General features: G+C 64.9%; 24 protein-coding genes and 1 tRNA gene. 11 read left to right on the top strand and 14 right to left on the bottom strand.

Annotated elements, in window-relative coordinates; all coding sequences use genetic code 11:
* Positions 1–44: 44 nt before the first annotated feature.
* The 3 genes from AC1DVS_RS04405 (at position 45) to AC1DVS_RS04395 (ending at position 1,429) form a co-directional block, all read left to right on the top strand.
* On the top strand, positions 45–317 hold the full coding sequence (locus AC1DVS_RS04405; protein WP_478020578.1) for a PqqD family protein: 273 nt from the start codon (positions 45–47) through the stop codon (positions 315–317).
* Between the two features lie 120 nt (positions 318–437).
* Positions 438–1,223, top strand: a complete 786-nt coding sequence (locus tag AC1DVS_RS04400; protein WP_478020577.1) for an HPr kinase/phosphorylase — start codon at positions 438–440, stop codon at positions 1,221–1,223.
* Between the two features lie 56 nt (positions 1,224–1,279).
* Positions 1,280–1,429 (top strand): hypothetical protein, encoded by a 150-nt coding sequence (locus tag AC1DVS_RS04395; RefSeq protein WP_478020575.1) that lies wholly within the window; start codon positions 1,280–1,282, stop codon positions 1,427–1,429.
* A gap of 16 nt (positions 1,430–1,445) precedes the next feature.
* Here the strand turns inward: AC1DVS_RS04395 and AC1DVS_RS04390 are convergent, their stop codons facing one another.
* From AC1DVS_RS04390 to AC1DVS_RS04380, 3 genes are read right to left on the bottom strand one after another with little or no spacing between them, the layout of a single operon-like run.
* Positions 1,446–3,215 (bottom strand): asparagine synthase-related protein, encoded by a 1,770-nt coding sequence (locus tag AC1DVS_RS04390; RefSeq protein ID WP_478020574.1) that lies wholly within the window; start codon positions 3,213–3,215, stop codon positions 1,446–1,448.
* Complete coding sequence (locus tag AC1DVS_RS04385; RefSeq protein ID WP_478020572.1) at positions 3,212–3,826, bottom strand: 2OG-Fe(II) oxygenase; 615 nt, start codon at positions 3,824–3,826, stop codon at positions 3,212–3,214. The genes AC1DVS_RS04390 and AC1DVS_RS04385 overlap by 4 nt, the downstream gene beginning before the upstream one ends.
* Positions 3,816–5,513, bottom strand: coding sequence for a tryptophan halogenase family protein (locus AC1DVS_RS04380; RefSeq protein ID WP_478020571.1), 1,698 nt, complete (start codon positions 5,511–5,513; stop codon positions 3,816–3,818). The genes AC1DVS_RS04385 and AC1DVS_RS04380 overlap by 11 nt, the downstream gene beginning before the upstream one ends.
* A gap of 57 nt (positions 5,514–5,570) precedes the next feature.
* Here AC1DVS_RS04380 and AC1DVS_RS04375 point away from each other — a divergent pair, with 57 nt between their 5' ends.
* On the top strand, positions 5,571–6,608 hold the full coding sequence (locus AC1DVS_RS04375) for a hypothetical protein (protein WP_478020570.1): 1,038 nt from the start codon (positions 5,571–5,573) through the stop codon (positions 6,606–6,608).
* A 2-nt stretch (positions 6,609–6,610) separates the two neighbouring features.
* Here the strand turns inward: AC1DVS_RS04375 and AC1DVS_RS04370 are convergent, their stop codons facing one another.
* Together AC1DVS_RS04370 and AC1DVS_RS04365 are read right to left on the bottom strand one after the other, a co-directional pair.
* Positions 6,611–7,291 carry a hypothetical protein gene (locus tag AC1DVS_RS04370; RefSeq protein WP_478020569.1) on the bottom strand — a complete coding sequence of 227 codons (681 nt, stop codon included), beginning with the start codon at positions 7,289–7,291 and terminating at the stop codon, positions 6,611–6,613.
* Positions 7,292–7,500: 209 nt separating this feature from the next.
* Positions 7,501–7,593: transfer RNA gene (locus AC1DVS_RS04365), tRNA-Ser, on the bottom strand.
* Between the two features lie 131 nt (positions 7,594–7,724).
* On the opposite strand from AC1DVS_RS04365, the gene AC1DVS_RS04360 reads away from it, so the two are divergent.
* Positions 7,725–8,564: a DUF1134 domain-containing protein gene (locus AC1DVS_RS04360; RefSeq protein ID WP_478020568.1), complete on the top strand. Its 840-nt coding sequence runs from the start codon at positions 7,725–7,727 to the stop codon at positions 8,562–8,564.
* Here AC1DVS_RS04360 and AC1DVS_RS04355 read toward each other — a convergent pair whose 3' ends face one another.
* Entirely contained in the window at positions 8,565–9,896 is a 1,332-nt protein-coding gene (locus AC1DVS_RS04355) for a dihydroorotase (protein ID WP_478020567.1), read from the bottom strand.
* Positions 9,897–9,946: 50 nt separating this feature from the next.
* Here AC1DVS_RS04355 and ygfZ point away from each other — a divergent pair, with 50 nt between their 5' ends.
* On the top strand, positions 9,947–10,690 hold the full coding sequence (gene ygfZ / locus AC1DVS_RS04350; RefSeq protein WP_478020566.1) for a CAF17-like 4Fe-4S cluster assembly/insertion protein YgfZ: 744 nt from the start codon (positions 9,947–9,949) through the stop codon (positions 10,688–10,690).
* Between the two features lie 796 nt (positions 10,691–11,486).
* Here the strand turns inward: ygfZ and AC1DVS_RS04345 are convergent.
* Complete coding sequence (locus AC1DVS_RS04345; protein WP_478020565.1) at positions 11,487–12,620, bottom strand: OmpA family protein; 1,134 nt, start codon at positions 12,618–12,620, stop codon at positions 11,487–11,489.
* A 330-nt stretch (positions 12,621–12,950) separates the two neighbouring features.
* Complete coding sequence (locus tag AC1DVS_RS04340) at positions 12,951–13,160, bottom strand: cold-shock protein (RefSeq protein WP_478020564.1); 210 nt, start codon at positions 13,158–13,160, stop codon at positions 12,951–12,953.
* A 161-nt stretch (positions 13,161–13,321) separates the two neighbouring features.
* Between AC1DVS_RS04340 and AC1DVS_RS04335 the strand changes: the two genes are divergently transcribed.
* Positions 13,322–13,858 (top strand): J domain-containing protein, encoded by a 537-nt coding sequence (locus AC1DVS_RS04335; RefSeq protein WP_478020563.1) that lies wholly within the window; start codon positions 13,322–13,324, stop codon positions 13,856–13,858.
* Positions 13,859–13,877: 19 nt separating this feature from the next.
* On the opposite strand, the gene AC1DVS_RS04330 is transcribed toward AC1DVS_RS04335, so the two are convergent.
* Complete coding sequence (locus AC1DVS_RS04330; RefSeq protein WP_478020561.1) at positions 13,878–14,552, bottom strand: polyamine aminopropyltransferase; 675 nt, start codon at positions 14,550–14,552, stop codon at positions 13,878–13,880.
* An 88-nt stretch (positions 14,553–14,640) separates the two neighbouring features.
* Here AC1DVS_RS04330 and AC1DVS_RS04325 point away from each other — a divergent pair, with 88 nt between their 5' ends.
* The gene (locus AC1DVS_RS04325) at positions 14,641–14,949 is read left to right on the top strand and encodes a UBP-type zinc finger domain-containing protein (RefSeq protein WP_478020559.1); all 309 of its coding nucleotides are present in this window, start codon (positions 14,641–14,643) and stop codon (positions 14,947–14,949) included.
* A 113-nt stretch (positions 14,950–15,062) separates the two neighbouring features.
* Here the strand turns inward: AC1DVS_RS04325 and AC1DVS_RS04320 are convergent, their stop codons facing one another.
* Together AC1DVS_RS04320 and AC1DVS_RS04315 are read right to left on the bottom strand one after the other, a co-directional pair.
* Positions 15,063–15,614, bottom strand: coding sequence for a glycine zipper 2TM domain-containing protein (locus tag AC1DVS_RS04320; protein ID WP_478020557.1), 552 nt, complete (start codon positions 15,612–15,614; stop codon positions 15,063–15,065).
* 147 nt (positions 15,615–15,761) lie between these two features.
* Positions 15,762–16,052: a hypothetical protein gene (locus AC1DVS_RS04315; RefSeq protein WP_478020555.1), complete on the bottom strand. Its 291-nt coding sequence runs from the start codon at positions 16,050–16,052 to the stop codon at positions 15,762–15,764.
* Between the two features lie 237 nt (positions 16,053–16,289).
* On the opposite strand from AC1DVS_RS04315, the gene AC1DVS_RS04310 reads away from it, so the two are divergent.
* The gene (locus AC1DVS_RS04310) at positions 16,290–16,436 is read left to right on the top strand and encodes a lmo0937 family membrane protein (RefSeq protein ID WP_478020553.1); all 147 of its coding nucleotides are present in this window, start codon (positions 16,290–16,292) and stop codon (positions 16,434–16,436) included.
* A gap of 27 nt (positions 16,437–16,463) precedes the next feature.
* Here AC1DVS_RS04310 and dapF read toward each other — a convergent pair whose 3' ends face one another.
* Entirely contained in the window at positions 16,464–17,423 is a 960-nt protein-coding gene (dapF, locus tag AC1DVS_RS04305) for a diaminopimelate epimerase (RefSeq protein ID WP_478020551.1), read from the bottom strand.
* A gap of 140 nt (positions 17,424–17,563) precedes the next feature.
* Here dapF and AC1DVS_RS04300 point away from each other — a divergent pair, with 140 nt between their 5' ends.
* Positions 17,564–20,458 carry a DUF2339 domain-containing protein gene (locus AC1DVS_RS04300; RefSeq protein ID WP_478020550.1) on the top strand — a complete coding sequence of 965 codons (2,895 nt, stop codon included), beginning with the start codon at positions 17,564–17,566 and terminating at the stop codon, positions 20,456–20,458.
* On the opposite strand, the gene AC1DVS_RS04295 is transcribed toward AC1DVS_RS04300, so the two are convergent.
* Complete coding sequence (locus tag AC1DVS_RS04295) at positions 20,440–21,516, bottom strand: DUF2855 family protein (protein ID WP_478020548.1); 1,077 nt, start codon at positions 21,514–21,516, stop codon at positions 20,440–20,442. The two genes, AC1DVS_RS04300 and AC1DVS_RS04295, sit on opposite strands and share 19 nt — an antisense overlap.
* A 182-nt stretch (positions 21,517–21,698) precedes the next feature.
* On the opposite strand from AC1DVS_RS04295, the gene AC1DVS_RS04290 reads away from it, so the two are divergent.
* Complete coding sequence (locus tag AC1DVS_RS04290; protein WP_478020546.1) at positions 21,699–22,262, top strand: helix-turn-helix domain-containing protein; 564 nt, start codon at positions 21,699–21,701, stop codon at positions 22,260–22,262.
* 514 nt (positions 22,263–22,776) lie between these two features.
* On the opposite strand, the gene AC1DVS_RS04285 is transcribed toward AC1DVS_RS04290, so the two are convergent.
* Positions 22,777–25,797: a glycosyl hydrolase family 28-related protein gene (locus tag AC1DVS_RS04285; protein WP_478020544.1), complete on the bottom strand. Its 3,021-nt coding sequence runs from the start codon at positions 25,795–25,797 to the stop codon at positions 22,777–22,779.
* Between the last annotated feature and the right edge of the window lie 54 nt (positions 25,798–25,851).

Raw genomic sequence — 25,851 nt, 5'->3', positions numbered from 1 at the left:
AAGCGCGCCATGCTGGCAGTCTTGGAACGAATGGGGACGTATTCTTGAGCGACATCATGTGGACGCGCGGCGCCGAATGCGTCGGTACCGAGGTTGAGGACGCGCTGGTATTGCTCGATCTGGACGGCGGCAGCTATTTCGCACTGAACGGCCCGGCTGCCGATATCTGGGAGGCGCTCGCCGAACCGGTGACCCAGGCCCAGCTCGTTGACCAGCTGGTGGCCAAGTATCGGGTCGCGCCGGAGCAATGCGCCGTCTCCGTAGCGCGCGTGCTTGACGACCTCGCGGTCAAAGGCCTCGCCAGACAGGCCGGCTGACGAGTGTCCGCGCCAGGCTATGGCGCGGTCGCTTTCGGCCTGCGCTGGGCGAGCGATGTCCCGCTCGGCGCTTTCGGCCAAGCTCCTGTCAGCCCCGAAGCGGACGTCACCGTCCGCCGCGTGGCGGCCCTGGCGCCACGCGACTCAGTCGTCACCATCGCCAATGCCACGCTGTGTACCGACGGCATCCGCTTCGCGATGGATGATGGCGCAACCGTCGACATCTATTCCCCAGGCCGCATCGACTGGATCGCCGGGCCGGATTGGTCCGGTAGTTTCCAACCTCAATTCTTCGGAACGCTGACGGCGCTGTTGCTGGCCTGGCGCGGCAGCGTGCCGATCCATGGCACCTCGATCGAGATTGACGGCAAGGCCTGGCTGATCTGTGGGCAATCCGGCGCGGGCAAATCGACGCTTGGCGCCGCATTAGTTGCCAGCGGGGCCGCCAGGCTGATCGCTGACGACCTATCGGTGCTCGAAGCGATGGATGACGCGGTACCTTCGCTATACGCAGGTCGGCCGGGCATGCGGCTCTTTCCGGCCATTGCGCGGCTGATGGAGCAGGCGGGCGCGAGTACGGCACGTAGCGAGCCTGGCAACGATAAGCTGATTATTGAGCCGCCGCGCGTCCCTGCGCTTGAGCCGATTCCGCTCGCCGCCACGATTTTGCTTGGCGAAGCCGACACCAAAAAGCCCTGGCAAAGAGAGAAATTGTTGCGCGAGCACCGTTTCCGGCCGCGCTGGATGGAGGCGATCCCCGAGAGTGATAGACGCGATCGGGTGATTCGGCGTGCGGCGACCACATTGCCGATGTTGTTCGTCCCCTCAGCTGAAATTCGCGACGCCGCTGCCTTTACCGCCCGTGCGAATGCCCTTCTGGAACGGATTAGCAGTCTGGAAAGTTGAGTCTATTCTTGGTAATTCTTTTCTGGTAGGCCGAGATCGCAACAAAGGGGTTTTCCATGGCAAATACTATCGACACCGGGGCTGACTCACGCATTGAATGGATCGAACCTGAGGTTCGTTCGCTCGCAATTGTCGAGACGTCGGTCCTGCCAGGTCGTTCGGGCCATGACGGCGAGACGATCTGGACCGATTGCACGCTTTCCTGATGATTCGGCGGGCCGATCACTGATCGGCCCACCATTTGAAATAAGCGGCCGCCACTGCGGTCGACTGTACTTCCGCCGCTTCTTGCACAGCGATGTTGGCCTGATCCGCGATGATCGTCAGGCGGTTTCTCAACCATTCGAGATCAATCCACTCACCGGCGCCTGCCGCGCTGCACTCGTCGATATATTTTATCGTCGGCAGCGCATGGGTGCGCAGCCGGTCCATGAAGTCCGGCGAGAACGGCTTTCCGTCACGGCGAAGGCGGATCCTGTCGGGCAGCCGATCCTTCAGCAAGAGGCGCGCCGGCGCTCGGGTCAGGCCGGCCTGTTCCATATACGCCGCCGGCATCGTCGCCACCAGATTCAGTAGCCGGCGATCGCGAAACGGCATGACGTGGCGCAAATTCCCGTCAGGCGACGACGTCGGCGTCATGGCATTCTTGCTTGCGCCCGCGCGGACGCCCCACATCGAATCGGGCCTGACGGTCGGCAGCGATTCGAAGGGTGCTGCCCAATCATGGTCGATGGTCGAAGACAAAGCCGAAAGCGCGGCGGGCGACAACCGAGTATGGAACAGTCCGGCGGGCCAGCTTCGCCGCTCCTCCCACTCTCTTTTCCAGTCCCGATAGAGGCGTTTGAACCGGCGAAGCGAGGTCGGCGCCCCGGCCAGCAGGACCGGATTGGTGACGGTGAGTTCGCCATAGACGCCGTCGAGCAACAGTTCGGCCCCTTCCTCGCGCGCAGCATCATAGAGTGCGGCGTAAAGATAATGGCGCGGCGAGGTGACGGGCAGTTCGGAATGAGCGAACATGCGGTCTGCGGGGAGATAGGGATTCGCCCCCGCATCCGGTGCCAGAAAACGGATCGCCAGCCCGAGATGATCAGCCACGATCCGGCTCTCCTCGCGTTCGTCGGGTGCACCGCAACCATCCGGGGCGACTGAGGTGAGGAACGACATGTCTTGGCCCTCGCGCCGCTCCAGCGAGGCGAGCCAGGCCAAGAGCGAAGAATCGAGGCCACCGCTCAACAGCGACACCGTCCTGCCATGACGCCCAAGATGCTGGCCGACGATCCGGCGCAGCACTGCTTCGATCGCCTCGAGCGCCTCGTCGAACGTGCCGCGCCACGGCTCGAACTCAGCAATCGGCGCAAGCCGCAATGTCCGGCGGCCTGCGGAATCGAAGGTCTCGCGAGATCCCGGCATGAGCCGGTGGACGCCGCGAAACGGCGTTTCCTCGGTCATATAACGCCGCAGCCTGGCCTTGCCCCAGATCAGATACAGCCCGTTCGGATCAAACGCCTTGCCGACCCAGTCGAGGCGGGTAAGGCGGCGCATCTCGGCCGACACCGCAACCCGTCCGCCATGCACGGCGAAATAGAGCGGATCGCGGCAAGCCTGCGACATCAGCAGGGTCAGCTCGCGCTGGTCAGCACGCCAACGCAGCAGTGACCATTCGCCGAGCATATGGTGCGGCGCGTCGGCACCGAAGCGATCGAGTGCGGCGAGCGCGAGCTCAGCTGGCGGGCTCGCTGGAGCCATCCCCAACGCCCCGGCCAGATCGGCAGGCTCGTCGAGATGCCCGAGCAAGACCAGCACCACGCCGTCGCGCTCGAGGATATGAACAGCGCGGCCGGCCTCTTCGCGATCGACGATATTCACCGCAAAGCCGCCTGTCTCGATCATGCGCGGCGCCGGCGGATCGGCAAAGTCCAGCACGGCCAGGTCATTCGGGTCAATCGGCGCGCCGTCGAGCGACACGATCCCGTACAGGCCGGTTTTGGTCATTTTGCGCCCTTGTAGAACCAGCCGGTATAGACACAGCGCGGTCCGCCTGACGTAACCGGCAGCACGCGGTGCTCGATGTCGTAGCCGACGTCGAAAATCAACGCGGTGCCCTGCTCGAGATGATGGTGCGCTACCAGCAGCTTCCCGGTGCCTTTTTCGCGCAATTCGAACAGGCCGCCTTCGTAGCCATGCTCGCTCAGATTGACGGTGATCGCGAGGCGCCGCCGCGGATCGTCGAGATCGTCATGCCAGAGCAGCTGGTCATGATTATTGGCGAGGGCCCGGACGACCCGACCTTCGACTGTCTCTAACAGTCCACACCCCGTCGCCCGCTCGATCCAGCCGATCAGCTCGGCACGTTTGAGGACATGAGTGAGGGTGCGGCCAGCCCGCTGCGGGTTCTCGACCTCCCGGTGGCCGAGATCCTTTACCTCGTTGGACTCGAAATGGCCCTCGCGGCACAACCGCATCAGCGAGGCCAGAAGCTCCGGTTCGATCGCATTGGCGCAGGCGATGGCGCGGTGCTTCGAGAATTCGGCGGCGGCGGCCTCGGGTGAGGCAAGCAGCGCGGTTCGAAAGGCACTCACCGCGAAGACGGGGCTAGCCCTCACGCAGCGCCGCCTCCACCATATGATAGCGGCGAGCCATCGCCGTATCGTAGAGGACGCGCGTCGATTCCTGGAGCGCATCCTCGCTGAGCTGGAAGCTCCGCCCCTTCGGCGTCCGCGCCGCGCTCTCACCGATCACGGCACGCGCGCGGATCGCCTCCACCAGCGCGAAATGGTCCGGCAGTGCCTCTATCGTCGCCCGGTTCCGGGCCCGGGTCTCCGCCCAGAAGATGCGCCACACATCGGGCGGGACCACGTCGATCTCCGTGAGGGCCGAATCGTCATAAAAGCCCTTGCCGAACAGGACCGACTGAACGCTCCAATGGCTGAAAATCGTATCGGTGCGCGCGTCGGCGATGCTGGGCAGCACGTGCTTCCATACCGCCAGATTCTCGCGCAGCCCGTCGGAGAGTTTCGCATCGTGCCGCACCGCACGCCAATAGGGCGTATCATCGCGACCGCTCAGCGAGAAATGCAGTCCGAGAAAATCGCGCACTTCATCGTAGAAGCGCTCCATGTTGCGGTTGAACTGGCGGACCAGCGGCGGCTCTAAATCACTGGTGGGGAAATTCTGTAGCAGCCAGCGCGCCGCCAGCTCGATCGACATGATCGCGGTGGATTCGAGCGGCTCGAGAAAGCCGCTCGACGGGCCGATGGCGACGCAATTCTTCACCCAGGACCGTCGGCTGCGGCCGACGCGCATTTTCAGCACGCGCGGGGCCGTCAAATGTTCAGCACCACCTAGTGCGCGGTTGAACTCGTCGAGCGCCTGATCGTCCGAAACAAAGGCGCTCGAATAGACATAGCCAGTGCCTTCGCGCGAATGCAGCGGCACCCGCCAGGACCAGCCGGAATCCATCGCGCTCGATATCGTCGCCGGCACCACAACGCGTTGCTCCTCGCGCTGCACCTGGATCGGGATGGCCCTGTCATTGAACAGATAGTCCGACATCGGCAGGAAAGGCTCGTCCATTGCCTCATTGATCAACAGGCCGCGAAAACCGGTGCAATCGACCACCAGTTCGACCGGCCAATCACCTTGTTCCTTGAGCTGCAGCGACGCGATATTGCCGCGCTCGTCGCGGGTGATCCCCTCTACGTCGTCGCTGAGATGCTCGACGCCGCGGCTGACGCAGAGCTCCCTCAGAAATCCAGTCAGCAGCGCCGCGTCAAGATGATAGGCATATTGCAGCGGCCCGGAGAATTCCGGGTCATCAAGGCCGCGCGGGCCCTTCACCTGATCCATCGCCGCGCGGGTGTAGCTGACGGTATCGAGGAAATCGTCGCCATGCGCGGTTTCCTGGCCCGGCAGACCGTAGCGCTGAAAGGCATAGCCGGGGTTCCGCCCGCGCACCGTCGCACCGCCGGTGAAGGGATGGACATAGCTATAGGGTGTGCCGTCGGCGCGGCGCTGCCAATTGTCGAAACGAATACCGAGTTTCAGCGTGGCGTTGGTCCGCATGACGAACTCGGCCTCTGAAATCTCGAGGATTCGGAGCGTACCCTTGAGCGTCGGCACCGTTGCCTCGCCGACGCCGATGGTCGGGACGGTCGGTGACTCGATCAGCGTGACGCGGACGTCCTTGCGGCCGGTCAGTCCCCATTGCAGGCGGTGATTGAGATAGGCGGCGACGATCCAGCCGGCGGTCCCGCCGCCGACGATCGTGATATTGGTGATCGGCTTCCCCATGGTGTCGGGAAGGATGACCCGATATCGCGTCCGGAAGCAACAGGCGGATGCACACAGGTGGCGGGAAAGCTTTCAGGCGGACGGGACGACAGGCCGGTGGCGCCATCGGGCGGCAAGGGCGCGCGCGCGCCGCTGACCGAGGCCGAACGGATCGCCCGCGCACTTGCCCATGCCGCCTATGACGCACGCACGATACGCCTGGTACCGCATGACCTGGTCGGCATGAGCCACCTTGTGGCGAGCCGACGCGGCCTGTTCGCGGTGAACGCGGCAAGGCATGTCCGCATCGCGCACGGCTCCTTTTTCGGGCTGACGCTGCGCGGCGATTCGATCTTCGCATTCGAGGCGTGCGACCTCGCCGGCCTGCCGACGCGGCGCGGCCGCGTCGTCCGCCTGGACCGAGCGGGCGACCGGATCGCCGAAGCCTGCGTCCTTGTCGACGGGCTGGACAATGGCTGCCACCAGATCGATTTCGTCGACGGGCACCTCATCGTGCTCGACACACAGAACCAGCGCGTCCTCCGTTTCGGTGCGGGCGAGACAGGCTACGAGACGCTGTATCCACTCCCACACATGGACAAGCGCGCCTGGTCGCGCGGCTATGCTCATGTCAACTCGCTGCTCCAGGTGAAGAACCGCATCCTGCTGCTGCTCCACAATGGCTTCGCCTATACCAGCAAGGCGAGCGAGGTGATGCTGGTCGATCTCGATTGGAAAGAGATCGATCGCCGGCCGCTGCCCGGGCATGATTGTCATAATCTCGTCGTGCTCGAAGATGGGAGGCTGGTCAGCTGCGGTTCCGCCGCCGGCGAGATTATCGGCTTCGATGGTGCGATTGCGAAGGTCAGCACGATGATGACGCGCGGCCTCTCTGTCGGACGCGATGTGATCGCGGTTGGCGCCTCCAAATTCTCGGCGCGCGCCGACCGCCACCGAACGCCGGGGACCGTCACCTTCCTCGACCGCTCTTTTCGCCAGCTTTCGACGCTCGAACTGCCAGCCGCACCGACTGAAATCCGTCGGCTCGATGGCAAGGACCTGGGACTATCACTCTTCGCTGGCGGCGGGACGCCGCTTTGGCCGTTCCGCGGCTGAACTCAAGCGCGAGCGGTGAGCCACGCCATCTCAGCGGGATCGAGCGCTGCTGCGCCTTCTCGTCGATGCCACAGATGGACCGGCAGCGTCTCCGACAGGCGTGCCAGGACCGGCAGCATCCCCTTGTTGTTCCCGAGCAAGGTCGGGATGCGCGGCCGGTGGCGGCTGGTCAGCAACGCCTCCAGCGCAGCAACACCGCTCAAAGCCTGGAACGCCGGGCCGCCCGACGATAGTCGCGCGCCCAGCATCACCAAGCCCGCAAGGGGCGCCGCTCTGATCTGATACTCAGGCGGCACGATCTCCAACCTGCGCGCCGAATCGTTGTCGGCTTCAGCAACGAAATAGCCGCCCGCCAGCCCACTGACCGTCATAGCGGCGCCGCTGAAGCGCAGGCACAGGCTGTCGTCCGCAACCACGCTCGCGCCGGCCGCGACCAGTTGGCGCAGGACAGTCGACTTGCCGGTCCCCGATGCGCCACCGATCGCGATGGCGCCGGCCGCACCCGGCAATACGGCCGCGGCCGCATGAAGGACGATCTCGCCGCGCATCCAGAGCAATGCCGGAAGCGCCGTCGCAATGAGATAGCTCGCCGCCACGTCTTCTCGGGTATCCCCGATGCGCTCCACCGTCATTCGGCCGCCCGCCTCGCAGCGATAGCGGGCGATCCCTGGCATTTCGAACAAAAGGCTGTCGCCTGCCAGCCGATACGGACCCAGTTCCCGCGCCGGCCCAGGGAGCGCTGCGTCGCCCTCGACGATCTCGATGTCGATACCCGCCGCAAGCCGGCGATCGCCGCTCTCGAGGGCAATGCCACCGGGAAGGGCAAGCCCGGAGCGGACTACCAGATCATAAGCGAGATAGTGTCGGGCGATGGCGGGGCACCTTCAGGCCCTGGCGGAGACGGAGGGATTCGAACCCTCGGTACGAGTAAACCCCGTACGGCGGTTTAGCAAACCGCTGGTTTCAGCCACTCACCCACGTCTCCGGCTCGGCAGCAGTGCGGGGCTATAGCGAGGGGTTTCCATACGATCAACTGCGCTCGTAACCGTCATCTATCCCGAAACCGACTCGTGTCGTCGCGCCGTTCATTGTGGCGCAAGCCACAGGGGCGCTAGAATGGCCGACGAGTTTGTTGGGGGAGTAAAGCGCGTGCGCAGGATTTTGACGATTGCCTTGCTGGCGGCGACCCTCACCGTCGGTACAGCGCCCTCGCTTGGCCAGGTACGCACGATCGACCCCAACCAGGCAATCGACAGCGATCTTCAGAGGCCACAGGCAGCGCCGGCCACCGCGCCCCAGCCTGCGCCGCAGACGACGCCGGGCTATGAGCCGGTTCCGGCATCGGAACCGCAAGCCTATCCGCCCTATAATCCCGCCGAGCCCGGAGTTCAGGCGAATGACGGCGGCGCGCAGGCAGTGCCGCCAGGACCGAACACCGCGCGCGACGAAGCCAATGCCAACGCGGCCAAGGCGGAGACCTTCAAGCGCGAGGAAATTCTCAGCGCCGCCGAGGGCACGTTCGGCAAGGGCGCGGCCGGGCTTGCCGGCATCCTCGAGCGCACGCTCAAGCAGCAGGGCGAGCCCAACGCCTATATCTCGGGCCGCGAGGCCGCGGGCGCGATCGCGATTGGCCTGCGCTATGGCAAGGGAACGATGTTCCACAAGGTCGAAGGCGAGATGCCGGTCTACTGGAGCGGTCCGTCGCTCGGCTTCGATCTTGGCGGCGACGCGACCAAGGTGTTCGTGCTTGTCTATAATCTCTACGATTCGGAGGAGCTGTTCCACCGCTTCCCGGCGGGCGAGGGCCGGCTCTATTTCGTCGGCGGATTCGCAGCGACCTATTTGCGCCGCGGCAATACCGTTCTGATCCCGATCAGGCTGGGTGTGGGTTGGCGGCAGGGCGTGAATATCGGCTACATGAAATTCACCCACAAATCGCGGTGGTTCCCGCTCTGATCAGCCGAATTCGATCGCTTCGAACCTGATCGGTTCGCCGATCGCAGCTTCTGCGAGCGCGCCGTCCCACATCACCCGCTGGCCGCGGACGATCGTGCCGATCGGCCGACCGGTCAGCGTCATGCCGGTGAAGGGCGACCAGCCGCTGCGCGACGCGAGCCAGCTCTCCTCGATCGTCCACCGCGCCTTCAGGTCCACCACGCTGAAATCGGCATCATAGCCAGTCGCGATGCGGCCCTTGCCGATGATGCCGAACACCCGCTGCGGGCCGGCACTCGTTAGATCGATTACGCGGGCCAGGGTCGTGCGCCCTTCGGCGACATGGTTCAGCATCAACGGCAGCATCGTCTGAACGCCTGGCATGCCGCTCGGACTGTCCGGATAGGGCTTCGCTTTTTCTTCGAGCGTGTGCGGGGCGTGATCCGAGCCGAGAATGTCCGGCACGCCCTGGCCCAGCCAGTGCCACAGCCCGTCGCGATGCGCGCCCGAGCGGATCGGTGGATTCATCTGCGCAAGCGTGCCAAGCCGAGGATAGACTTCCTCGCCTGCCAAAGTGAGGTGCTGCGGCGTAACCTCGCAGGTCGCGATGTCCTTGTTCTGGCCGAGCAGTTCGAGCTCGGCTGGCGTCGTCACGTGGAGGACGTGGATGCGCCGTCCGGCCGCCCGGGCCAGCGCGAGAATCCGTCGTGTTGCGAGGAGCGCGCTCTCATCATCGCGCCACACCGGATGCGACGACGCATCGCCCGGCACGCGCTCACCGGCACGCGCGTTCATCCGCGCTTCGTCTTCGGCATGGATTGCGACGCGGCGATGACCCGAGGCGAGTACCCGGGCGAGGCTGGCGTCCTCAGCGACGAGCAGGTCGCCGGTCGATGCGCCCATGAAGATCTTGACCCCCGCTGTTCCGGGCAGCCGCTCGAGCGCCGCAAGTTCAGCGGAATTGGCGTTGGTTGCGCCGACATAAAAGGCATGGTCACACCACATCCGGTGATGCGCGCGAGCAAGCTTGTCCTGGATCGCCTCGGCGCTGTCGGTATTGGGCTTGGTATTAGGCATCTCGAACACGGCGGTGACGCCGCCAAGGACAGCTGCGCGGCTGCCGCTTTCGAGATCCTCCTTGTGGGTGAGCCCGGGCTCGCGGAAATGGACCTGAGTGTCGATGACGCCGGGCAGGATATCGAGCCCAGTGCAGTCGATCGTCTCGCCCGCGTCGCCGATGGCGCCGATCTCCGCTATGCGGCCGCCGCGCACACCGATATCGGCACGCACCGGCCCGCTCGGCAGATGGAGCGTGCCACCAACAAGCTTCAGATCGAACGCACTACCCGTCATGATCGTCTTCGCCTCTTCCGCGATCCCTCCGGCATCCCTACCTGTTCGCCATGAGCGAAACCACCCCAACCGCCCGAAACCATGGAACGATGCTCGCTGACCGCGCGCTGATCCGCGTGGCGGGTGAGGATGTCCGCGGCTTCCTGCAGGGCCTGGTGACGCAGGACGTGCTCGGTCTCACCGCGTCCGCACCGCGTTGGTCAGGCCTGTTGACGCCCCAGGGCAAGGTATTGTTCGACTTTATGCTCTGGGCAGACGGCGACGCAGTGCTGATCGACTGCGAAACGGAGGCGGCCGATGCGCTTGCCCGCCGGCTCGCAATTTATCGATTGCGGCGCCCGATCACGATCGAGCGAATCGCGGGCGCCGTGCACTGGTCTCTCAGGGGCGATACGGGCGCGCCCGACCCCCGCCTTCCGGAACTCGGTCGCCGCTGGCTAGGCGACGCTGGCGAGCCCGCCACTGGCTGGCTGGCCCATCGGCTGGCGCTCGGCGTTGTCGAGGGCCTTGCCGAACTGGGCTCAGACAAGACGTTGTGGCTCGAGGCCAATGCCCGCGAGTTGAACGGAGTCAGCTTCACCAAGGGCTGCTATGTCGGCCAGGAGAACACCGCGCGGATGCATCACCGCGCCAAAGTCAACCGCCGCCTTGTCGTGGCACCGCTCGCCGAAGCGGGTGAGCGCACCCGCAGCACCTACCCCGAACTCGGCCTGATGGTCGAACTCCGTCGGGTCGAGGCGCTGGGCGATGCGATCATACCGGCTTGGCTGGCGACATCGCTGGGCGAGGGTTAGGCCAGCGCGGGAAATACGCTCCGTTGGTTTCGGATAGCCGTTGCCAGGGTGGGGCCGCCAACCCGCCACCTGCCTCGGCGCCGCCACGCGTAGATTTCCCTGTTCCGCCGCCATTAACAGGGAAAATTATATTTTTTCTCGATGCCGTCGCGCGCGATATTTCCATTATACCTAATATATACAAGTACGTGGCGGAAACCTCCCTGAGCCAAGATGATCCGGAACAGGGAATAACAGGGAATTATCAGGGAAAATGGGGCCCGGACCGCTGCCATTTCGCGGCGGAACACTATTCAGATCGACCATGAGAAAATAGCTGTCGGGCTTCTGGAGGCGTCCCGTGCATAGCGTATGGCCGATCTGGCGATGCGATTGAATCGCGACCGCTTCAGGCCGACTGCTGATGCTTCCATATTGGCGCTCGACGTCCTGGCGTTTGCGATCGCCTCGTAAACTTCGGCGCCTCGAGCAGCGCAAGCCCGCCCTTGGGAATACGGACTGCCATAATCGGGTCGAGGGCGTCGAAGAATTCGAACCGATTCGGTTAGCAAGCGGGCACGATGCGTACCGGATGTCGGCGACCGTCTCGTAGATCGCCGCGACCATTGCTGTGAGCGGCGGGACGTCGGCGACGAGAACACGGGCGGCCATGGCGCCGGGGTTGAAGGCGCGAAACCGCAGGCTAGGATGGCTACCAGCTAATGGCTGGCCGCGTCAGCGGACCTTGCGCACAAACGAAAGGGGAGACCGGCGATGCCGATCTCCCCCTCGATAGCTTGCGAAACTCAGGTCAGGCTTAGTTGCCCGACCCAGGTCCGTACGTGACTTCCACGCGGCGGTTCTGAACCTCGCGGACACCGTCGGCAGTCGCGACGCGCGGGCGGCTTTCGCCGAACGCTTCCGTCGAGATCACGCCAGCGGGGATCGCATGAGCGGACAGATAGCCCTTCACCGAGTCGGCACGACGCTGCGAGAGAGCAACGTTGTATGCATCCGAACCCGAGCGATCGGCGTGACCGGCCAGCATGACCTGCGCATTGCCGCAGTTCTGATACTGGGTGATGGCATTGTCGAGGATCGACGATGCATCCGGCGTAATGTCCGACTTGTCCCACTCGAAGAACACGATGAACGGTCCTGGCGAGCACGGGATCGCTGCCGGAACCGGTGTCGGCTCAGGTGGCGGCGGAGGAGGTGGCGGAGGAGGTGGCGGCGGCGGAGGCGGAGGCGGTGCCGCCGGCTCGCCGAAGTTGTAGGTAAAGCCACCCATGATCGAGTGCGAACGATAGTCCGTCTGGAGTGAGCGTCCCTGGTTATCGACCAGCTTCACATTGTCCGCGACGAAGTAGCGATACTTGATCGAGGCATCGATGTGGCTGGTGATCGGTGCGCGGATACCAGCAAGACCCTGCCAGGCGAACACCGAGTCCGAATCATCGAGGAAGTTGCTGAGGGTGTTCAGCGCATATTTGCCAGCTTTGATGCGAGCGACGCCGACGCCGCCGCCGACAAAGCCCTGAAGGCCATTGTCGTCACCGAAGTCGAGCAAGCCGTTCAGCATGAAGCTGAGCGCCGTGGTGCGACCGCCGGCATAATCATAGCTGCCCGCGGGTGCGTTCGCCGGACGGCCCTGCTGGTTCAGGATGGCCGTCGTGGTCGTCGACGAGTAGCGATCGACGGTCGCGCTCTGGTAGCCAACTTCGGTTTCAACGCGGAACGCGCCGAAATCATAGCCGATATTACCATCGACGGTAAAACCGTAGTTGCTATCGACGGTGGCGGCACGCGGAAGTGCACCAATATCAAAATGCAGGTCTTGGACGATCATCGCCCCGCCTTCGACGCCCACATACCACGAATCATCGCGGGCCAGGGCGGGTGTGGCGAGAGCGGTGGAGGCGAGCGCCATAGCAACGGCAAGCTTCCGCATAAAAATCCCCTTTCTTCGTTGTCACTCGGACAGCGCAAACTCCCTACTCAAAGGTTGGTTTCCGCGCAAGCGAACAAATTCTTGCAGCTGTTGCTCAAGCGCAACAGCTTTGGTCCTTTTCTGTGCTGTCCTGATCGTTGCGGGCAGCGCGCAACCAATATGGTCCGAAGACGCCCTGCCATGGGGTGGTCCAGACACCGCGCCCTGCCGGGCGCAATGGTGCCGATTGATCACGCTTTTGCACCGCCGCGGCTACCAGCGGAACGGCGGACCGAGCGAGCGCGGTTGCAGTCGGCGCGGGAGCGTAATTCACCCGCCCGCGAAGCTTTATCAGTCTTCGGGTGCCTGGATGTTTGAGGCCTGTTTGCCCTTGGGACCCTCGGTGACTTCGAACGCCACGCGCTGCCCCTCTTGCAGCGTTTTGAAGCCGTTCATCTGGATCGCAGAGAAGTGAGCGAACAGATCCTCCCCGCCATCATCAGGCGTGATGAAGCCGAAGCCCTTTGAATCGTTGAACCATTTTACGATTCCTGTCGCCATCGCACCGTCTCCCCTCAGGCAACTATGTCACCCCGCCGCACGCGCGAGTCAATTCCGTTTCGGAGCAGAAACGGTCGCATTTTCGAACCCCATTGGAGAAGCCGACGCGGACGGCCGCGTACGGTTTTGATTTCCGGCCGTTTCGAGTGCAGTAAACGCGCATGTATGGCGGTATCGATCATTATGCCGTTCTCGGCCTGAACCCTTCGGCGGACGATGTCGTTATCCACGCCGCCTGGAAGGCGTTGCTGCGCAAACACCACCCCGACACCAACCCGGGCGACCCGTCCGGCGCGCGCGCCCGCGAAATCAACGAGGCTTTCGCCGTGCTCGGCAAGCCTGACAGCCGGGCAAGGTATGACCGCCTGCGCGTCCTTGGCCCGGAGACCGCGCAGCTCCGCAGCGCTCCGCCACCGCGCTTTCGCCCGCCGCCACGCCGCCGCCTCTCGCCGACGCGGCTCTTCGGCACTGTCCTGCTGACCGCTGCAGCGGTTCCTTTCGCGATGACAGCATTGCTGGCCTTTCCCCCGACCGGGGCTGCGACGCGGGGCGCGTTACTCTCGGTCAGCTCCAGCAGCCCGTTTGCCCTCGACCTGGTCTCCCGGCTCGACGCAGTCGCGAGTGGCTTTGCCGCCGAACCGACTCCGCCGGTTCCCGCCACGAACGAGGATGGCAGCGAGGTCACCGCGAACGAGTGAGGGGCTCTCTGCCGGGCCCCTATGATGGCTTCGTGGCCAGCCAGATCACATGACGCGCGCCGCGGCCGCCGGCGCGGCCTCGGGCGACGACCTCCTCGACTGAGTATCCGGCTTCGCCGAGCCGCCGTGTGAATGCGCGGTCGGGCGCCGCCGACCAGATCGCGAGCACACCGCCGGGCCGTAACGCGCGACGTGCCGCAGCGAGGCCATTCGCGCTGTAGAGCCGCCCATTGCTTTCCCGGCTCAACCCGTCCGGACCATTGTCGACGTCCAGCAGGACCGCATCATAAGCAGCGGCCCCTGCCCATATCAGGCCGGCGACATCGTCCGCAGCGATGCGGACGCGCTGATCGTCGAGGCAGCCGGCGAAAATCTCCGCCATCGGCCCACGCCCCCAGGCGATCACAGCAGGCACCAGTTCGGCCACCGTCACCGCCGCTTCCGGCCCGAGCCGGGCCAATGCGGCGCGCAGCGTAAAGCCCATGCCGAGTCCACCGATGAGGAAATGCGGCCTCACCGTGCCAGCCAGGCGATCACAGGCAAGCCCGGCCAGTGCCTCTTCCGACCCGCTCAGCCGGCTGTTCATCAGTTCGTTGGCGCCGAGCATGATCGAGAACTCGTCACCGCGCCGGAACAGGCGAAGCTCCCCGCCATCGGGCACCGCTGCGGTGTCGATCAGAATTCGGGGAACCACCGGGCAGCTTCTCCATGGGATGTCACGAGCGCATTGCCCCGGGGCCCTGCCCTGCGCAATGATACGGCGTCAGAACGGGAATCAAATGATGACGGATACCTGCCCGCACCAGCGCGACATCAAGGACGTGACGCCGAGCGCCGATGGCTGTGAGGAATGCCTCAAGACCGGCAGCTGGTGGGTCCACCTCAGGCTCTGCCGGACCTGCGGCCATGTCGGTTGTTGCGACGATTCTCCCAATCGCCACGCGACCAAACATTATCATGCGACCAGCCACCCGATCATCGAAGGCTATGATCCGCCCGAGGGCTGGGGCTGGTGCTATGTCGATGAAGTCGATTTCGACCTGTCGGACCGGATGACGCCACATCCGCGCCCGATCCCGCGTTTCGTGTAAGTCATGCCCGGGTCGGACGGCATGAACCATATCGGCACTTATCCAGGAATTTGCAGAGCCAAATCGGCACTGGAATAGCGGGCGCCGCGGCTCACGCGGCGCCCGGAACCGCTTCAGCGGCAGTGGACTTCGCTGTTGTTCTTGTCGATCGATCGGCCGGCGGCACCGCCGAGGATGGCGCCGAGAATGGTGCCGACACTCCGCGAATGGCCGCCATCGATGACATTGCCGAGCACGCCGCCCGCCACCGCACCGACGACCAAGCCGGTCGTGCCGTCATTGCGTTTGCAATAATAGCGTCCGTCATTGCCGCGATAGACGCGCTCGTCGGCGCTCAGCACGCGCTCCTGATAGTTCGGACCGGCGCGATAATAGCGCGAAGGATCATAGCCACTCTCGACCCGATCATCATCATAGCCGCCGCGGGAATCATTATAACCGCCCCGAGGATCGTCATAACCGCCACGATAGCCACCGCGCGGGTTGTTGGCGCGCGCAGCCTGATAGCGATCGAACTCCTGGCGGAAGACCCGAAGCTCGTTGTCGAACCGCTGCTGGGCCTGCTGGAAACGCGCGTCGTCCTGCGCCGTCTGGGCGACGACGGGGGTCGCGACCGCGAGGCAGCTGGTGGCGACAAGGACGGCGATATTGGTGATACGTTTCATGAGGCTCTCCGGAGATATGTTACGTACGCAGAACGACCCGTATCCGGGATCGTTGCAAGATCAATTCGGAAAAAACCCGGGGCCATTTTGCCGTAAAGCGGCTGCCCCGGGGAACGGGGCGGCGATTGTCGCCGCCCCGCCGACAGGTCAGCGGCAGACGCGGACGCGGTGATGATGACGCCACTCGACCCAGCAACGCTGGTGATGGCGGTCCCAGCCATAATGATGGCCACGCTCATAGCCATAATGACGGCCGCGATCGTAGCGATCATAACGACGATCATCCCGGCGCTCGTCGCGACGGTCATCACGGCGGTCATCGCGATGATCGCGATCATAATGGCGGTCGCCATTGTAATTCTGTGCGGTGGCGCTGCTGCTCGCGCCAAGCGCTGCAACCGCGAGACCCGCCGCGGCGAGAATATTGCGAATCTTCATGGCATTCTCTCCTTGCCCGGAGATCGGGCGATGACCGGAGATACGATTACGCTGACGTATCGTTCCTGAACGCGATTGTTGGCTTAGGTACAGGTTTCTCTCCGTGCCGCCGGCAAGACCCCAGCCACAGGCGCCGCTGCTCATCGCCACCGACGGAACCCGCCGAATAAACGGACGTTTCGTTACGCAGCTGAATGAGGGCGCGGGCGGTCCTGAAATCCTGTTTGGAGAGATAAGATGCTTTGGACAATCGCCGTAATCCTGCTGATCCTCTGGGCGCTCGGCTTCGGCTTCCACGTCGCAGGCGGACTGATTCACCTGCTGTTGGTGATCGCCCTGATCGTCGTCGTCGTGAACCTGGTGAGCGGCCGCCGCGCAGTATAGGTTCGCTTCATCGTCGTTTGCCGGGGCTCAGTCGATCGTTTCGACGACTGCGGCCCAGGCTGCGATCTCGGCGTCGAGATGGCGATCGACCGTCAGCTCCCCGGCGAGGCTGCGCGCTGGATCGACTTCGGCTGAACCTTCCCATTCGAAGGTCGCGTTGCCCGAGAGGCTGACCATGCCGTCGCTTTCGGCCTGGCCACGGACAAGGCCGCCTCGGTTGAACACCGTAAGTTCCTCGCCGAATTCAGTGCCGCCGGTGAGGCATGCGGCGAAGACCGAGGCGGCCATTGCGCTGCCGCAACTGTCGGTGAGGCCGACGCCGCGCTCGAAGGTTCGCACGAACAGGGCGGTGGGGCCGCGCAATTCAACGAACGAGATGTTGGCGCGATTTGGAAGCCAGGCGGGTGCGGCTTCGCAAATCTCTCCGATCGCGACCAGCTCGGCCTCGTCGATGGTGTCGACGAAGCTCACCAGATGCGGGTTCGGCATCGCCACGGCAGTGAAGCGCCGCTTGCTAGGGAGCGGGGGCACCAGTGCCTGCACATATTCGTGTGCGCCGACGCGACCGGCATCAGCGAGCAGCGGCCAATGGGTCACATCGAGATCGGCCGGGCCGGCAGTCTCCCGGATCGTGACCACGCCGGGCGCGATCGCGGCATCGCGCGCTACCTCGGCGCTCGACGTCTTGAGGTGGACATTGGCACGATCGAGCCCAAGCGCCTCGAAGCCCAGCCGCGCGACGCAGCGCAGGCCATTGAGGCAGGTCTCCGCCTCGCCGCCGTCGGCATTGAACATCCGCATGCCGAAGGGGTGGATCTTGTCGCCAGCCGTCAGCAGCAGCAGCCCGTCGCCGCCAACCGGCCCGCGCCTGTCCGCCAGCGCCCGCGCGACTCCTGCCCAAGTGGCGTCGTCGAGATCGAGCGCGCGGGCGTCGATCAGCGGGAAGTCATTGCCGGAGCCGTGGCATTTGATGAAGTCGAAGCGCATGGCGGCGCTTGTACCGCAGGGATGGCGGCTTCGTCACCCCTGCGCGGATCTCGCGGCCGCCTGATATTGCCGCTGAGGCGGGTGGAGGCGACATCGCTCCGGGGGTGTGGCACACGGGATGCCAGCGAAGGGGAGCGCGCGTGACATTCATTCTGTTCATTGGCGTGATCGTACTCTGCGTGCTGGTGCACCACCTGTCGGGTCGACTGGCCAGACAAGAACAGGTCCTGCGCGATCTTCATCGCCGGGTGACCGCGCTCGAGCCGGAACCAGCGGCGCCACCAGAACCAAGCGCTGAAGAGGTTGAAGCCGAAGAACGCAGGGAGGAAGCGCAACGGCAGGCCGCGGCGGTCATCCGCGAGCGGGCGCTTGCCGCTATGGCGCCGCCGGCCATCCAGGAGCCGGAACCAGAAACGCCGACGCCCGTGGTGGAGGCAGCTGCCGACCCCGAAATGCCCTCATCCGACACACCGGCGCGTCCGGTCCGCGAGCCGATGCGGATCGGCTTCGAGACCTTGGCGGGGGGCAAGCTGCCGATCTGGATTGGCGGGGCGGCGCTGGTGCTCGCTGCCTTTTTCCTGGTGCGTTATTCAATCGAGAACGGGCTGCTCGGGCCCGCGGCGCGGACCATCATCGGCGGCCTGTTCGGGATCGCGATGGTTGCCGCGAGCGAAGTAGCGCGGCGTTTGCCGGCGACGCGCGACGATCCGCGGATCGGCCAGGCGCTGGCCGGGGCTGGGATCGCGAGCCTGTACGGAACGCTCTATGTCGGGGCGGAGATCTATCACCTGATCAGCGCTGGAACCGCCTTTGCGGCAGTGGTGGCGGTGACGCTGGCGGGGCTGGGCCTGGCGCTGCGCCACGGCCCGCCCACCGCGATCATGGGGCTGGTCGGCGGCTTTGTCGCGCCGCTTATCGCCGGCGTCGATGCCGCCAATATCGGGCCATTGCTGGTCTATCTCGCGCTGCTTGTCGCAGCGCTGTTCGGGCTCGCGATCCGGCGCGGCTGGTGGTGGCTCGCGCTGGCCGCGTGCGGCGGCGGGTTCGTCTGGGTGAATATCCTGCTCTTCATGGTCGATCGCGATGCGCTTGCGGGGGTTGGCGGGTTCGTCCTGCTGCTCGCGATCGGCGCGACTCTGGCGCTGCCGAGCACCGGGGCGGCGCGGCCATGGCTGCGGCTGTTGCCGCTGGTCGCAGGGCTGGTCCAGCTGATGGTGCTGGCGCCAGCACTCGAGTTCGGGCCGCTCGCCTGGGGCCTTTATCTGGTGCTGAGTGCCGCCGCGCTCTTTCTCGGCTGGCGCGACGAGGCGCTCGCCCCGGGTGCCGGGGCGGCACTGGCTCTGGTGCTTGCGTTGCTCGCGGTCGCACTTGACCAGCACGAGCTGGTGAATGCGCCGCTAGCCGCCATCGCGATCACCGTGTTGTTCGGCATAGCGGGCCATCTGCTGGCACGCCGGAGCCTGCTCTGGGCAGGGATCGCCTTGGGCGCGAGCGCTGGGCCGATCATTGTCGCATTAGCGCTCGCGCATGTGCTGCTGCCGGCATCGGCATGGGCGGGACTGCTCGCCCTCGCAGCGTGTGCTGCCGGGTCACTAAGCTGGCGGGACCGCGAAGCCGGGAGCGACATACTCCTACCCGTTATCGGCCTTACCGGCGGCGCGGCGATGGCGGCGCTGCTGGCCGGACTTGCCCAGGCCGAGGTGATCCCGGAGCCATGGCGATGGCCGGCCTGGCTGTTGCTCGCGGTCGGGCTGGCTGCCTGGTCGCGGCGGACGCGTGATGTCGGGTTGGGCTGGCTGAGCTTTGCGGCGATCGTCGTCACCGGACTCGCGATGATGATCGGCTTCGAGCAGCTCGACGCCTATGCCGCGAGCATCGCCACCGACGCGGCGACGCCACCCCTCGCCGATCTCGCCGCAATCGGCCTGCTGCCCACGCTGCTGATCGCTGCGACCGGATGGCTGCTGATGCCAGGGATGCCCCGCATCATACTCGGCTGGGCGGCGTTCGCGCTTGGCCTCGCCTTCATTCCCGCTGTGCTACCGGCGCCCTGGCACAGTACGGGGCTCGGGCTTGCAACCGCCGCGGTGATCCTGATCGCGCCGTCGCGCCGGATTGCGGCGATTGCCGCGGGGCTGACCACCTTGGCGTTCACGCTGCCGCTCCTGTTCCAGTTGCTGGTGCTTGCCGGCAGTTCGCTTGTCGGCAACCGCCTGCCCTATCTCGACCTGCCGCCTTTATGGACGATCCTGCGCGAGCTTACCCTCCCTGCCGCGATGATTGGAACGGCATTGTGGCACCGCCAGGCACTGCCCGGACCATGGCGGACGCGCGTGACGATCATCCTCGGCTGCGTCGGCGCGACCACCCTCTACGCCTTGGCCAAGGCGCTCCTTGCGATAAGCACGACAGATCGGTTCGAGACGCTCGGTTTCTTCGAACGCGCGGCGATCACGCAGATCGTCTTTGCCGGTGCGTGGGCGACGGCGAAACGTTGGCCCAGGCTAGGCCTTGCCCTGCTGATCCTCGCGCTTGGCCGATTCATCTGGTTCGATCTCCTGATCCTCGATCCGGTACTGGTCCGTCAGGCAGTCGGCGGACTGCCCTTGCTCAACCTCGCCACGCTCCACGCAGCTTTTGCCGCCGCATGGCTCTGGCCGAGGCGCGATGATCGCTATTGGCGCGAGGGGATGCTGGCGCTGGTGCTGATCGCGGTTGCCGTCACCGTGCGCCAGTCGATGCACGGGACGTTCCTGAACGGCTATATCGGGCGAACCGAGAACTGGCTCTATTCGGCCGCGTTGCTCGGCCTGGCTCTGGTCTGGCTCGGGCACGGGATCAGGACGGGGCTGGGCGATTTGCGTATCGCCGGGCTGGCGCTGCTCACCGCCGTGACGCTCAAGGTCTTCCTGATCGACGCAGCGGCACTCGAGGGGATTTTGCGCATCCTCTCCTTCCTCGGACTTGGCCTTGCGCTGATCGGGATCGGCTGGGCTTATGGCCGGATCGCGCCGGCTCAGAGCCGGACGATATAGCCCTTGTCGGGGGAAGCGCGGCCAGCGAGCTGATCACGCCAGACGCGCTGCAGCGCCTCGGCGCCATCGGACCGTTCGATCGTGATCCAGTTTGCCGCCTCGGCGACGAAGCCGCCCCAGCGCTCCGCCAGCGCGGCGTTGAAGGCTTCGGGGCCGATGGCGCGGATCAATGCCGTCGCGGCGTCGGGAGCGAAGAACCAGACCGGTTTGGGATCGAGCGATATCGCGCCGTCACGGTCCTCATGATGTGTGACGCCGACGCGGAGAATATGCGCGATGCGGCCCGGCAAGGCGGCGTGGATCGCGTTCAGCACCTGCGCGTCGCCGGCGAAATCGACCACGACCGCGCTGCCTGATGGGTCGAGCCGGTCGAGCGCGTCATAGGAGATGACCTCGTCATACAGGCCAGTCGCGGTGACGAAGGCGGCATTGGCGGCTGACGTCAGTCCGATACGGCGCGTCGTCGGGCTGTCCGCGCGCACGACATAGGCGGCCGCAAGTGCGGTCTTGCTTGAAGCGCTCGTCAGGATCAGCGTGTCGGCACCGTGCCAGTTCTCCCGCTTGAGCTGATCGGCGATCAGGAAGCTCGTCGTGAACAGCGGCGCGAACACGGCACGCTCGGCTTCGCGCGCTGGATGGTGCGCGGGATCAGCGGCGAGGCGGCGATATTGATTGTAGATCCGGCTCATCGGCTGGCGGTGCGGCGCCATGTCGCGAAAACCGTCAGCGGCGATGTCGCCGGGGCGGACGATCAGGTGCGATGCCATCGGCAGATAGCCATAGACGCGCTCGCCGACCGCGATCTCCGGCACGCGCGAGGCGATCGCCCGGGCATGGCCCCAGACTGGCACGATCCCCCAGCTTTCCGGAGCGGGGAAGAAATTCCAGTAGCCGAGCTGATCGCCGACGACAGCATAGGTCACGTTGTTCGCGGTCACCGCGAAGCCCTCGATCTCGAGCAGCAGCTCGCCTTCGCCGGGCTCACCAAGCAAGGTTTCGTTGACGGCAATCTGGTCGAGCGCGTCGCAGCGCACCATCATCTGACGCTTGATCGGCATGCTCGCTCCCTCCCGCTCCCCACGGGTAACCAGTGCATCATGACCCCTGCATCGGTCGAACGCCAGCCCAGTCGTCACCGCTTCGGCTAAGAACACCCACGGCGGCAGATGAACGGGCGCAGACTTGCCAAAATGGCTGTTTTATGTCAGAGGTAAAACACCGATATGGTTAGGAGAGCGTAATGATCACCGCAATCCGCGAGGTTCGCCGCGCCAAGGGCCTGACTCTCGACGATGTCGCGCGCCGCTGCGTACCGCCGACCACCGCTCAGACGATCGGCCGGCTCGAGACGGGGACGCGGACGGTTTCGGTCGGCTGGCTCAACCGCATCGCCGATGCACTCGGCGTTGCCGCGGCCGATCTTGTCAGGCTGCCCGAGCGGGTCGAGATTCCGGTGGCGGCGATCCTTGACTCGAGCGGAGCACAGGCACCGAAGCGACCCGCCACGGTGGCGCCGCCGCTGCCTGAGCCGGGGTTGATCGCCGTGACCATCGCAACGGGAATCGGCGATTATCGGGCGGGAGACGAAATCTGGTGTGAGACGCTGGCGCCCGCACAGTTCGGCCAGGCGCTCAATCGCGATGTGCTGGTGCCGCGTCCCGCGGGTCGCTTCCTGTTCGGCCGGCTGATCGGCCGTGAAGAGGGCAGGCTCCAGATCCTGCCGCTCGGTGCGGGTGCCCGCCAGCAGATCGTTGCCGACCCGGCCTGGATCGCGCGCGCGGTACGGTTGTTGCGATCGCTCTGACGCGGCTGACGACGCTGGGCTATTGCGGTTAGGGAAATGGGTGGGCCGTGCTCCGGAGGGATGGAGCACGGCCCGGTTCGCTAATCGCTCGGGGGATGGACCAGCGACTGCAAACGTCTGAAAATTGCGACCTCTAGAGCTCCGCCTTCTGAAACCCCGCACCGGACGAAACGGCACGGCGGCATGAGGCTCTCACATCACACCGCCATGCCGCGCCCGTCGCGCCGAGCGGTTTCCTTCGAAGGGGACTCCGGAAAACCTCGACGCACTGAACGCTCTTGAACCGGCCAATGACAATCCCGCTCTCGCCCCCCGTTGGACGTGATCGATCGCCAAACAGCTGAGGCGAGGTATCGCGCCGTCCGGACGCCAGCGCTATCCGGGGTTATTACGGATGCTCAAAGTAAAGATGCCGGGTGTGACAAAACCGCATCATGCAGCTGGGGCTCAGACGCCATCAGAACAGAAAAGCGGTCCAGATGACCTGCTATGTCAGCCGGGAGGAGCGAGCCATTTACATCGCCACACCATATAATGCGTGGTGGGTGAGGATGAACAGCATTCGGTTACCTTTGCCACCAAACACGACTTGCAGCGGCCGCTCGGGCACATTGATGGCGCCGATTTGCGTGCCGTTCGGCGCGTAGACGTAGATCTGGCCGTTTGCGATATAGATGTTGCCGTCGCCGCCGACCGTGACGCTTTCGCCGCCGCGATCCGCAAAGGGGCGCAGATCGGTGAGCTCACCATGCTGGCCGACTGCCGCGCTGTAGGTCCGATCCTCGGATTCATTGCTGACGAACACCCGCTCACCCGGGCTGGCCGTCACGAAGCCATAGGTGTCGAGGGAATCGGAGAAGCGCCACCCCCGGAAATCGGGCGGCCCCTGCCGCACGGCGCGATAGGCGGGCAGAACCAAGCTACCATCCGGAGAAACATAGTGCATCGTCTTGGGCAGCGCGACATCGCGCGCGAACATCTCGGCCAGGGTGGTGAAGCGCAGGCTCTTCGGATCGAGCTGATCCTTGAATTCGCCATTGTTCCAGTAATTTACCGGCAGTGCGATCCGGGCATCCGGTGCAACGGCCGCCTCGCCTGGCGCGATGACGGTCAGCGCATCGTCGGGCCCGCCAGGCTTGAAGCTGTATACGGTGCCGGCGGGGCCATCCGACGACAGCACCAGCACATCGCCCGAACGCGCCACCGCTAGGTTGACCGGATCGAGCGGGCTGTCGCGTACGACGGTCAATTTGCGCGCTTCCGACCAGGCGTAGATCCGCTGCTGATGGTGATCGACGAAGTAGAGCGTCCCGTCGGGCGCAGCCGCCGCGCCCGAGATCGAATAGAAGCCGTCAGCCAGCTTCTCGACCTTGGCGCCAGCGGGGTATACCGACGGCGCGACGGGTGCCGGATTTGCGGGAATGTCGAGCGTCGCGAATTCGCGCTCGCGCACCGCGATGCCATGCGTCACGTCCTCAATCGCATTTTCATAGGGGAATTTGCTGGCGCGCAGATAGGTGAAGCAGGTGTCGTCCTGGCACAGGCCAATGCCGCTCTCGGCATTCACGTGCACGTTGCGGAAGCGGATGTCAGCGACGTTGGAGAGCCGGACAGCACTGGCGGCGGGCTTGATCGAGCGGGTGACTCGATAGGCGTGATAGTTGGCGACAAGGATGTCGTGCGAATCGCGGATGTCGAGTGAAACGGTGTCCTGGCCCTCTCCCACTTCCTCTTCGGTCTGAAATGAGAGCAATTCCCAATGCGCGACCCGATTGAGCGCCATCTCAGTGCGGACATGGTGCTCGCTCGACATCTCATAGACATGGCCGGGCGTATCGGTGTCCGAAATATACATGCCGGCCTGGGCGTAAGTGTTGGGGGTCCAGAGGCCGGAGAAAGTGCCGCCGCCGCCGCGCGTCACCCAGAGGCTGGGATATTGCGCATCCCACCGCTTGTTCGGATCGGGATCACCGCTGTGATTGGCGTTATAGGGATCGAAGCGGGTACCGTCCGCCAGATCAGTGCCATGGCCGCCCTGGAACTTCACGTCATCGACCAGCGAACCGGCGCCAGCAGTCCATAACAGGCCGGTCGCGCGGGGATTGATGCCGCCGGTGGCGATCCCCAACCCCGAGACGATCGCGTCGCCGCCATCAGCTGACTGGATCAGTGCCTTGGGTGCGCCCACGCCCTGATAGCCAGCGCTATGATCAGGGAGGACGATCTGGGTGAGGCTCGGGTGGAGGCCGATCAATATGGTGTCCGGCCTGAGGCGCAGGGTATCGCTCACGACATAGCGGCCGGCCGGGAAATACAGGATGCGGTGCTGGTCGATCGCGGCCTGGATCGCGGCGGTATCGTCGCTCGCATTGTCGCCCTTGACGCCAAGCGTTCTGACATTGGTCCACAGATCGGCCGTTGGGAGCGGCGGAAGCGCAGGTGGCGCGAGCGGTGCCGGCGCTCCTAGAGGTGCTGCGTTCATCACGGTCGCAGTCTTTCCCGTCGAACCCGGCGAGGCGATGGCAAGGCCATGGTTGAACGCGGTGACACGATAGGCGCGACCCGCCCCCGCCACCGTCTTCCCGCTGTCACGAAAGCGCGCGAACACCGGAGTGTCGCCGGCGACCGCATTCTCGAAGCCGATCTGGGTATAGGCGCTGGCTTCGTTCGAGATCAGGATACCGGCGCGGGCGACATGCTCGAAGCGGACATTCTTGCCCCATAGCCAGTCGCCATAGCCTGGATCGATATCGATCCCGACCGGCACGTTGCGCATGGCGACGTTGACCAGCGTCAGCCCCGCCTGATGCTCGCGGATCGCGGCGTCGCGCTGCCCGTCAAAGCTCGAATCGAGCAGGGTGAACTGCCACATCGGCGAGGTGTTCTCGGCCAGGATACCATAGCGGCCACCCCGGAAGTGCAGGTCGCTGGCGATGTTCGCGACCTGGTAAATCCCTGCCAGCGCCGACCCCAGATCGAAGTCGATATGGCTGAGATAAGCGTGCTGCGCCGCGTGGAAACGGATTGCGGTCGCGGCCGGATTGCCCTTGCCGATCGCGAAGTCGATATTGCTCATCGCCGAGTAGAAGGTGCCGGGATTGGCATCGGCGATTGCCGGATCATAAGGCACGCTGCCGGGTGGCGGAAACGGCACGCGCTTCAGCTCGCCGCGCCTCGCGCCGGCAAAGATCACCATATTGGCGATGCCGCGCTGGAAGCCGGGTGTGGCATCGCCGAGCGTGATGACCGGTCGTGTGGCGCCGACGCCGAATACGCGGACGCCGGGCCAGACATAGATGGTGTGGCTGATCCGGTAACGGCCCGACGGCACGAACACGATGCCACCGCCGCCCTTCGCTGCGGCGGCATCGATCGCGCTTTGCAGTGCCGCGCTGTCGTCGGCACGGCCATCGCCATGCCCGGCGACGGTGACAGCGCGCGGATCGATCGGCGCGGTCCGCAAGGTCGATGGTCCGGCAATGGCAACGCCGGGAGCAGCCAGCAGCACAAGGGCAAAGGCGATTCTGCTCATCATTCGGGCGCTCCTCTGGCAGCCGGTCCGCACCGGCATCCCACGCGAAAAAAGGCG

The organism is Sphingomonas sp. P3_C5 (assembly GCF_056402635.1).
Note: the sequence above shows the minus strand (reverse complement) of the source record. Positions and strands in the feature narration are given on the sequence as shown.

Excerpts from the sequence above, each read along its gene's own strand:
- AC1DVS_RS04395 (WP_478020575.1), top strand. The coding sequence starts at position 1,280 with ATGGCAAATACTATCGACACCGGGGCTGACTCACGCATTGAATGGATC.
- AC1DVS_RS04390 (WP_478020574.1), bottom strand. The coding sequence starts at position 3,215 with ATGACCAAAACCGGCCTGTACGGGATCGTGTCGCTCGACGGCGCGCCG.
- AC1DVS_RS04380 (WP_478020571.1), bottom strand. The coding sequence starts at position 5,513 with ATGGGGAAGCCGATCACCAATATCACGATCGTCGGCGGCGGGACCGCC.
- AC1DVS_RS04360 (WP_478020568.1), top strand. The coding sequence starts at position 7,725 with ATGGCCGACGAGTTTGTTGGGGGAGTAAAGCGCGTGCGCAGGATTTTG.
- AC1DVS_RS04355 (WP_478020567.1), bottom strand. The coding sequence starts at position 9,896 with ATGACGGGTAGTGCGTTCGATCTGAAGCTTGTTGGTGGCACGCTCCAT.
- ygfZ (WP_478020566.1), top strand. The coding sequence starts at position 9,947 with ATGAGCGAAACCACCCCAACCGCCCGAAACCATGGAACGATGCTCGCT.
- AC1DVS_RS04345 (WP_478020565.1), bottom strand. The coding sequence starts at position 12,620 with ATGCGGAAGCTTGCCGTTGCTATGGCGCTCGCCTCCACCGCTCTCGCC.
- AC1DVS_RS04340 (WP_478020564.1), bottom strand. The coding sequence starts at position 13,160 with ATGGCGACAGGAATCGTAAAATGGTTCAACGATTCAAAGGGCTTCGGC.
- AC1DVS_RS04335 (WP_478020563.1), top strand. The coding sequence starts at position 13,322 with ATGTATGGCGGTATCGATCATTATGCCGTTCTCGGCCTGAACCCTTCG.
- AC1DVS_RS04325 (WP_478020559.1), top strand. The coding sequence starts at position 14,641 with ATGACGGATACCTGCCCGCACCAGCGCGACATCAAGGACGTGACGCCG.
- AC1DVS_RS04320 (WP_478020557.1), bottom strand. The coding sequence starts at position 15,614 with ATGAAACGTATCACCAATATCGCCGTCCTTGTCGCCACCAGCTGCCTC.
- AC1DVS_RS04315 (WP_478020555.1), bottom strand. The coding sequence starts at position 16,052 with ATGAAGATTCGCAATATTCTCGCCGCGGCGGGTCTCGCGGTTGCAGCG.
- AC1DVS_RS04310 (WP_478020553.1), top strand. The coding sequence starts at position 16,290 with ATGCTTTGGACAATCGCCGTAATCCTGCTGATCCTCTGGGCGCTCGGC.
- dapF (WP_478020551.1), bottom strand. The coding sequence starts at position 17,423 with ATGCGCTTCGACTTCATCAAATGCCACGGCTCCGGCAATGACTTCCCG.
- AC1DVS_RS04295 (WP_478020548.1), bottom strand. The coding sequence starts at position 21,516 with ATGCCGATCAAGCGTCAGATGATGGTGCGCTGCGACGCGCTCGACCAG.
- AC1DVS_RS04290 (WP_478020546.1), top strand. The coding sequence starts at position 21,699 with ATGATCACCGCAATCCGCGAGGTTCGCCGCGCCAAGGGCCTGACTCTC.
- AC1DVS_RS04285 (WP_478020544.1), bottom strand. The coding sequence starts at position 25,797 with ATGATGAGCAGAATCGCCTTTGCCCTTGTGCTGCTGGCTGCTCCCGGC.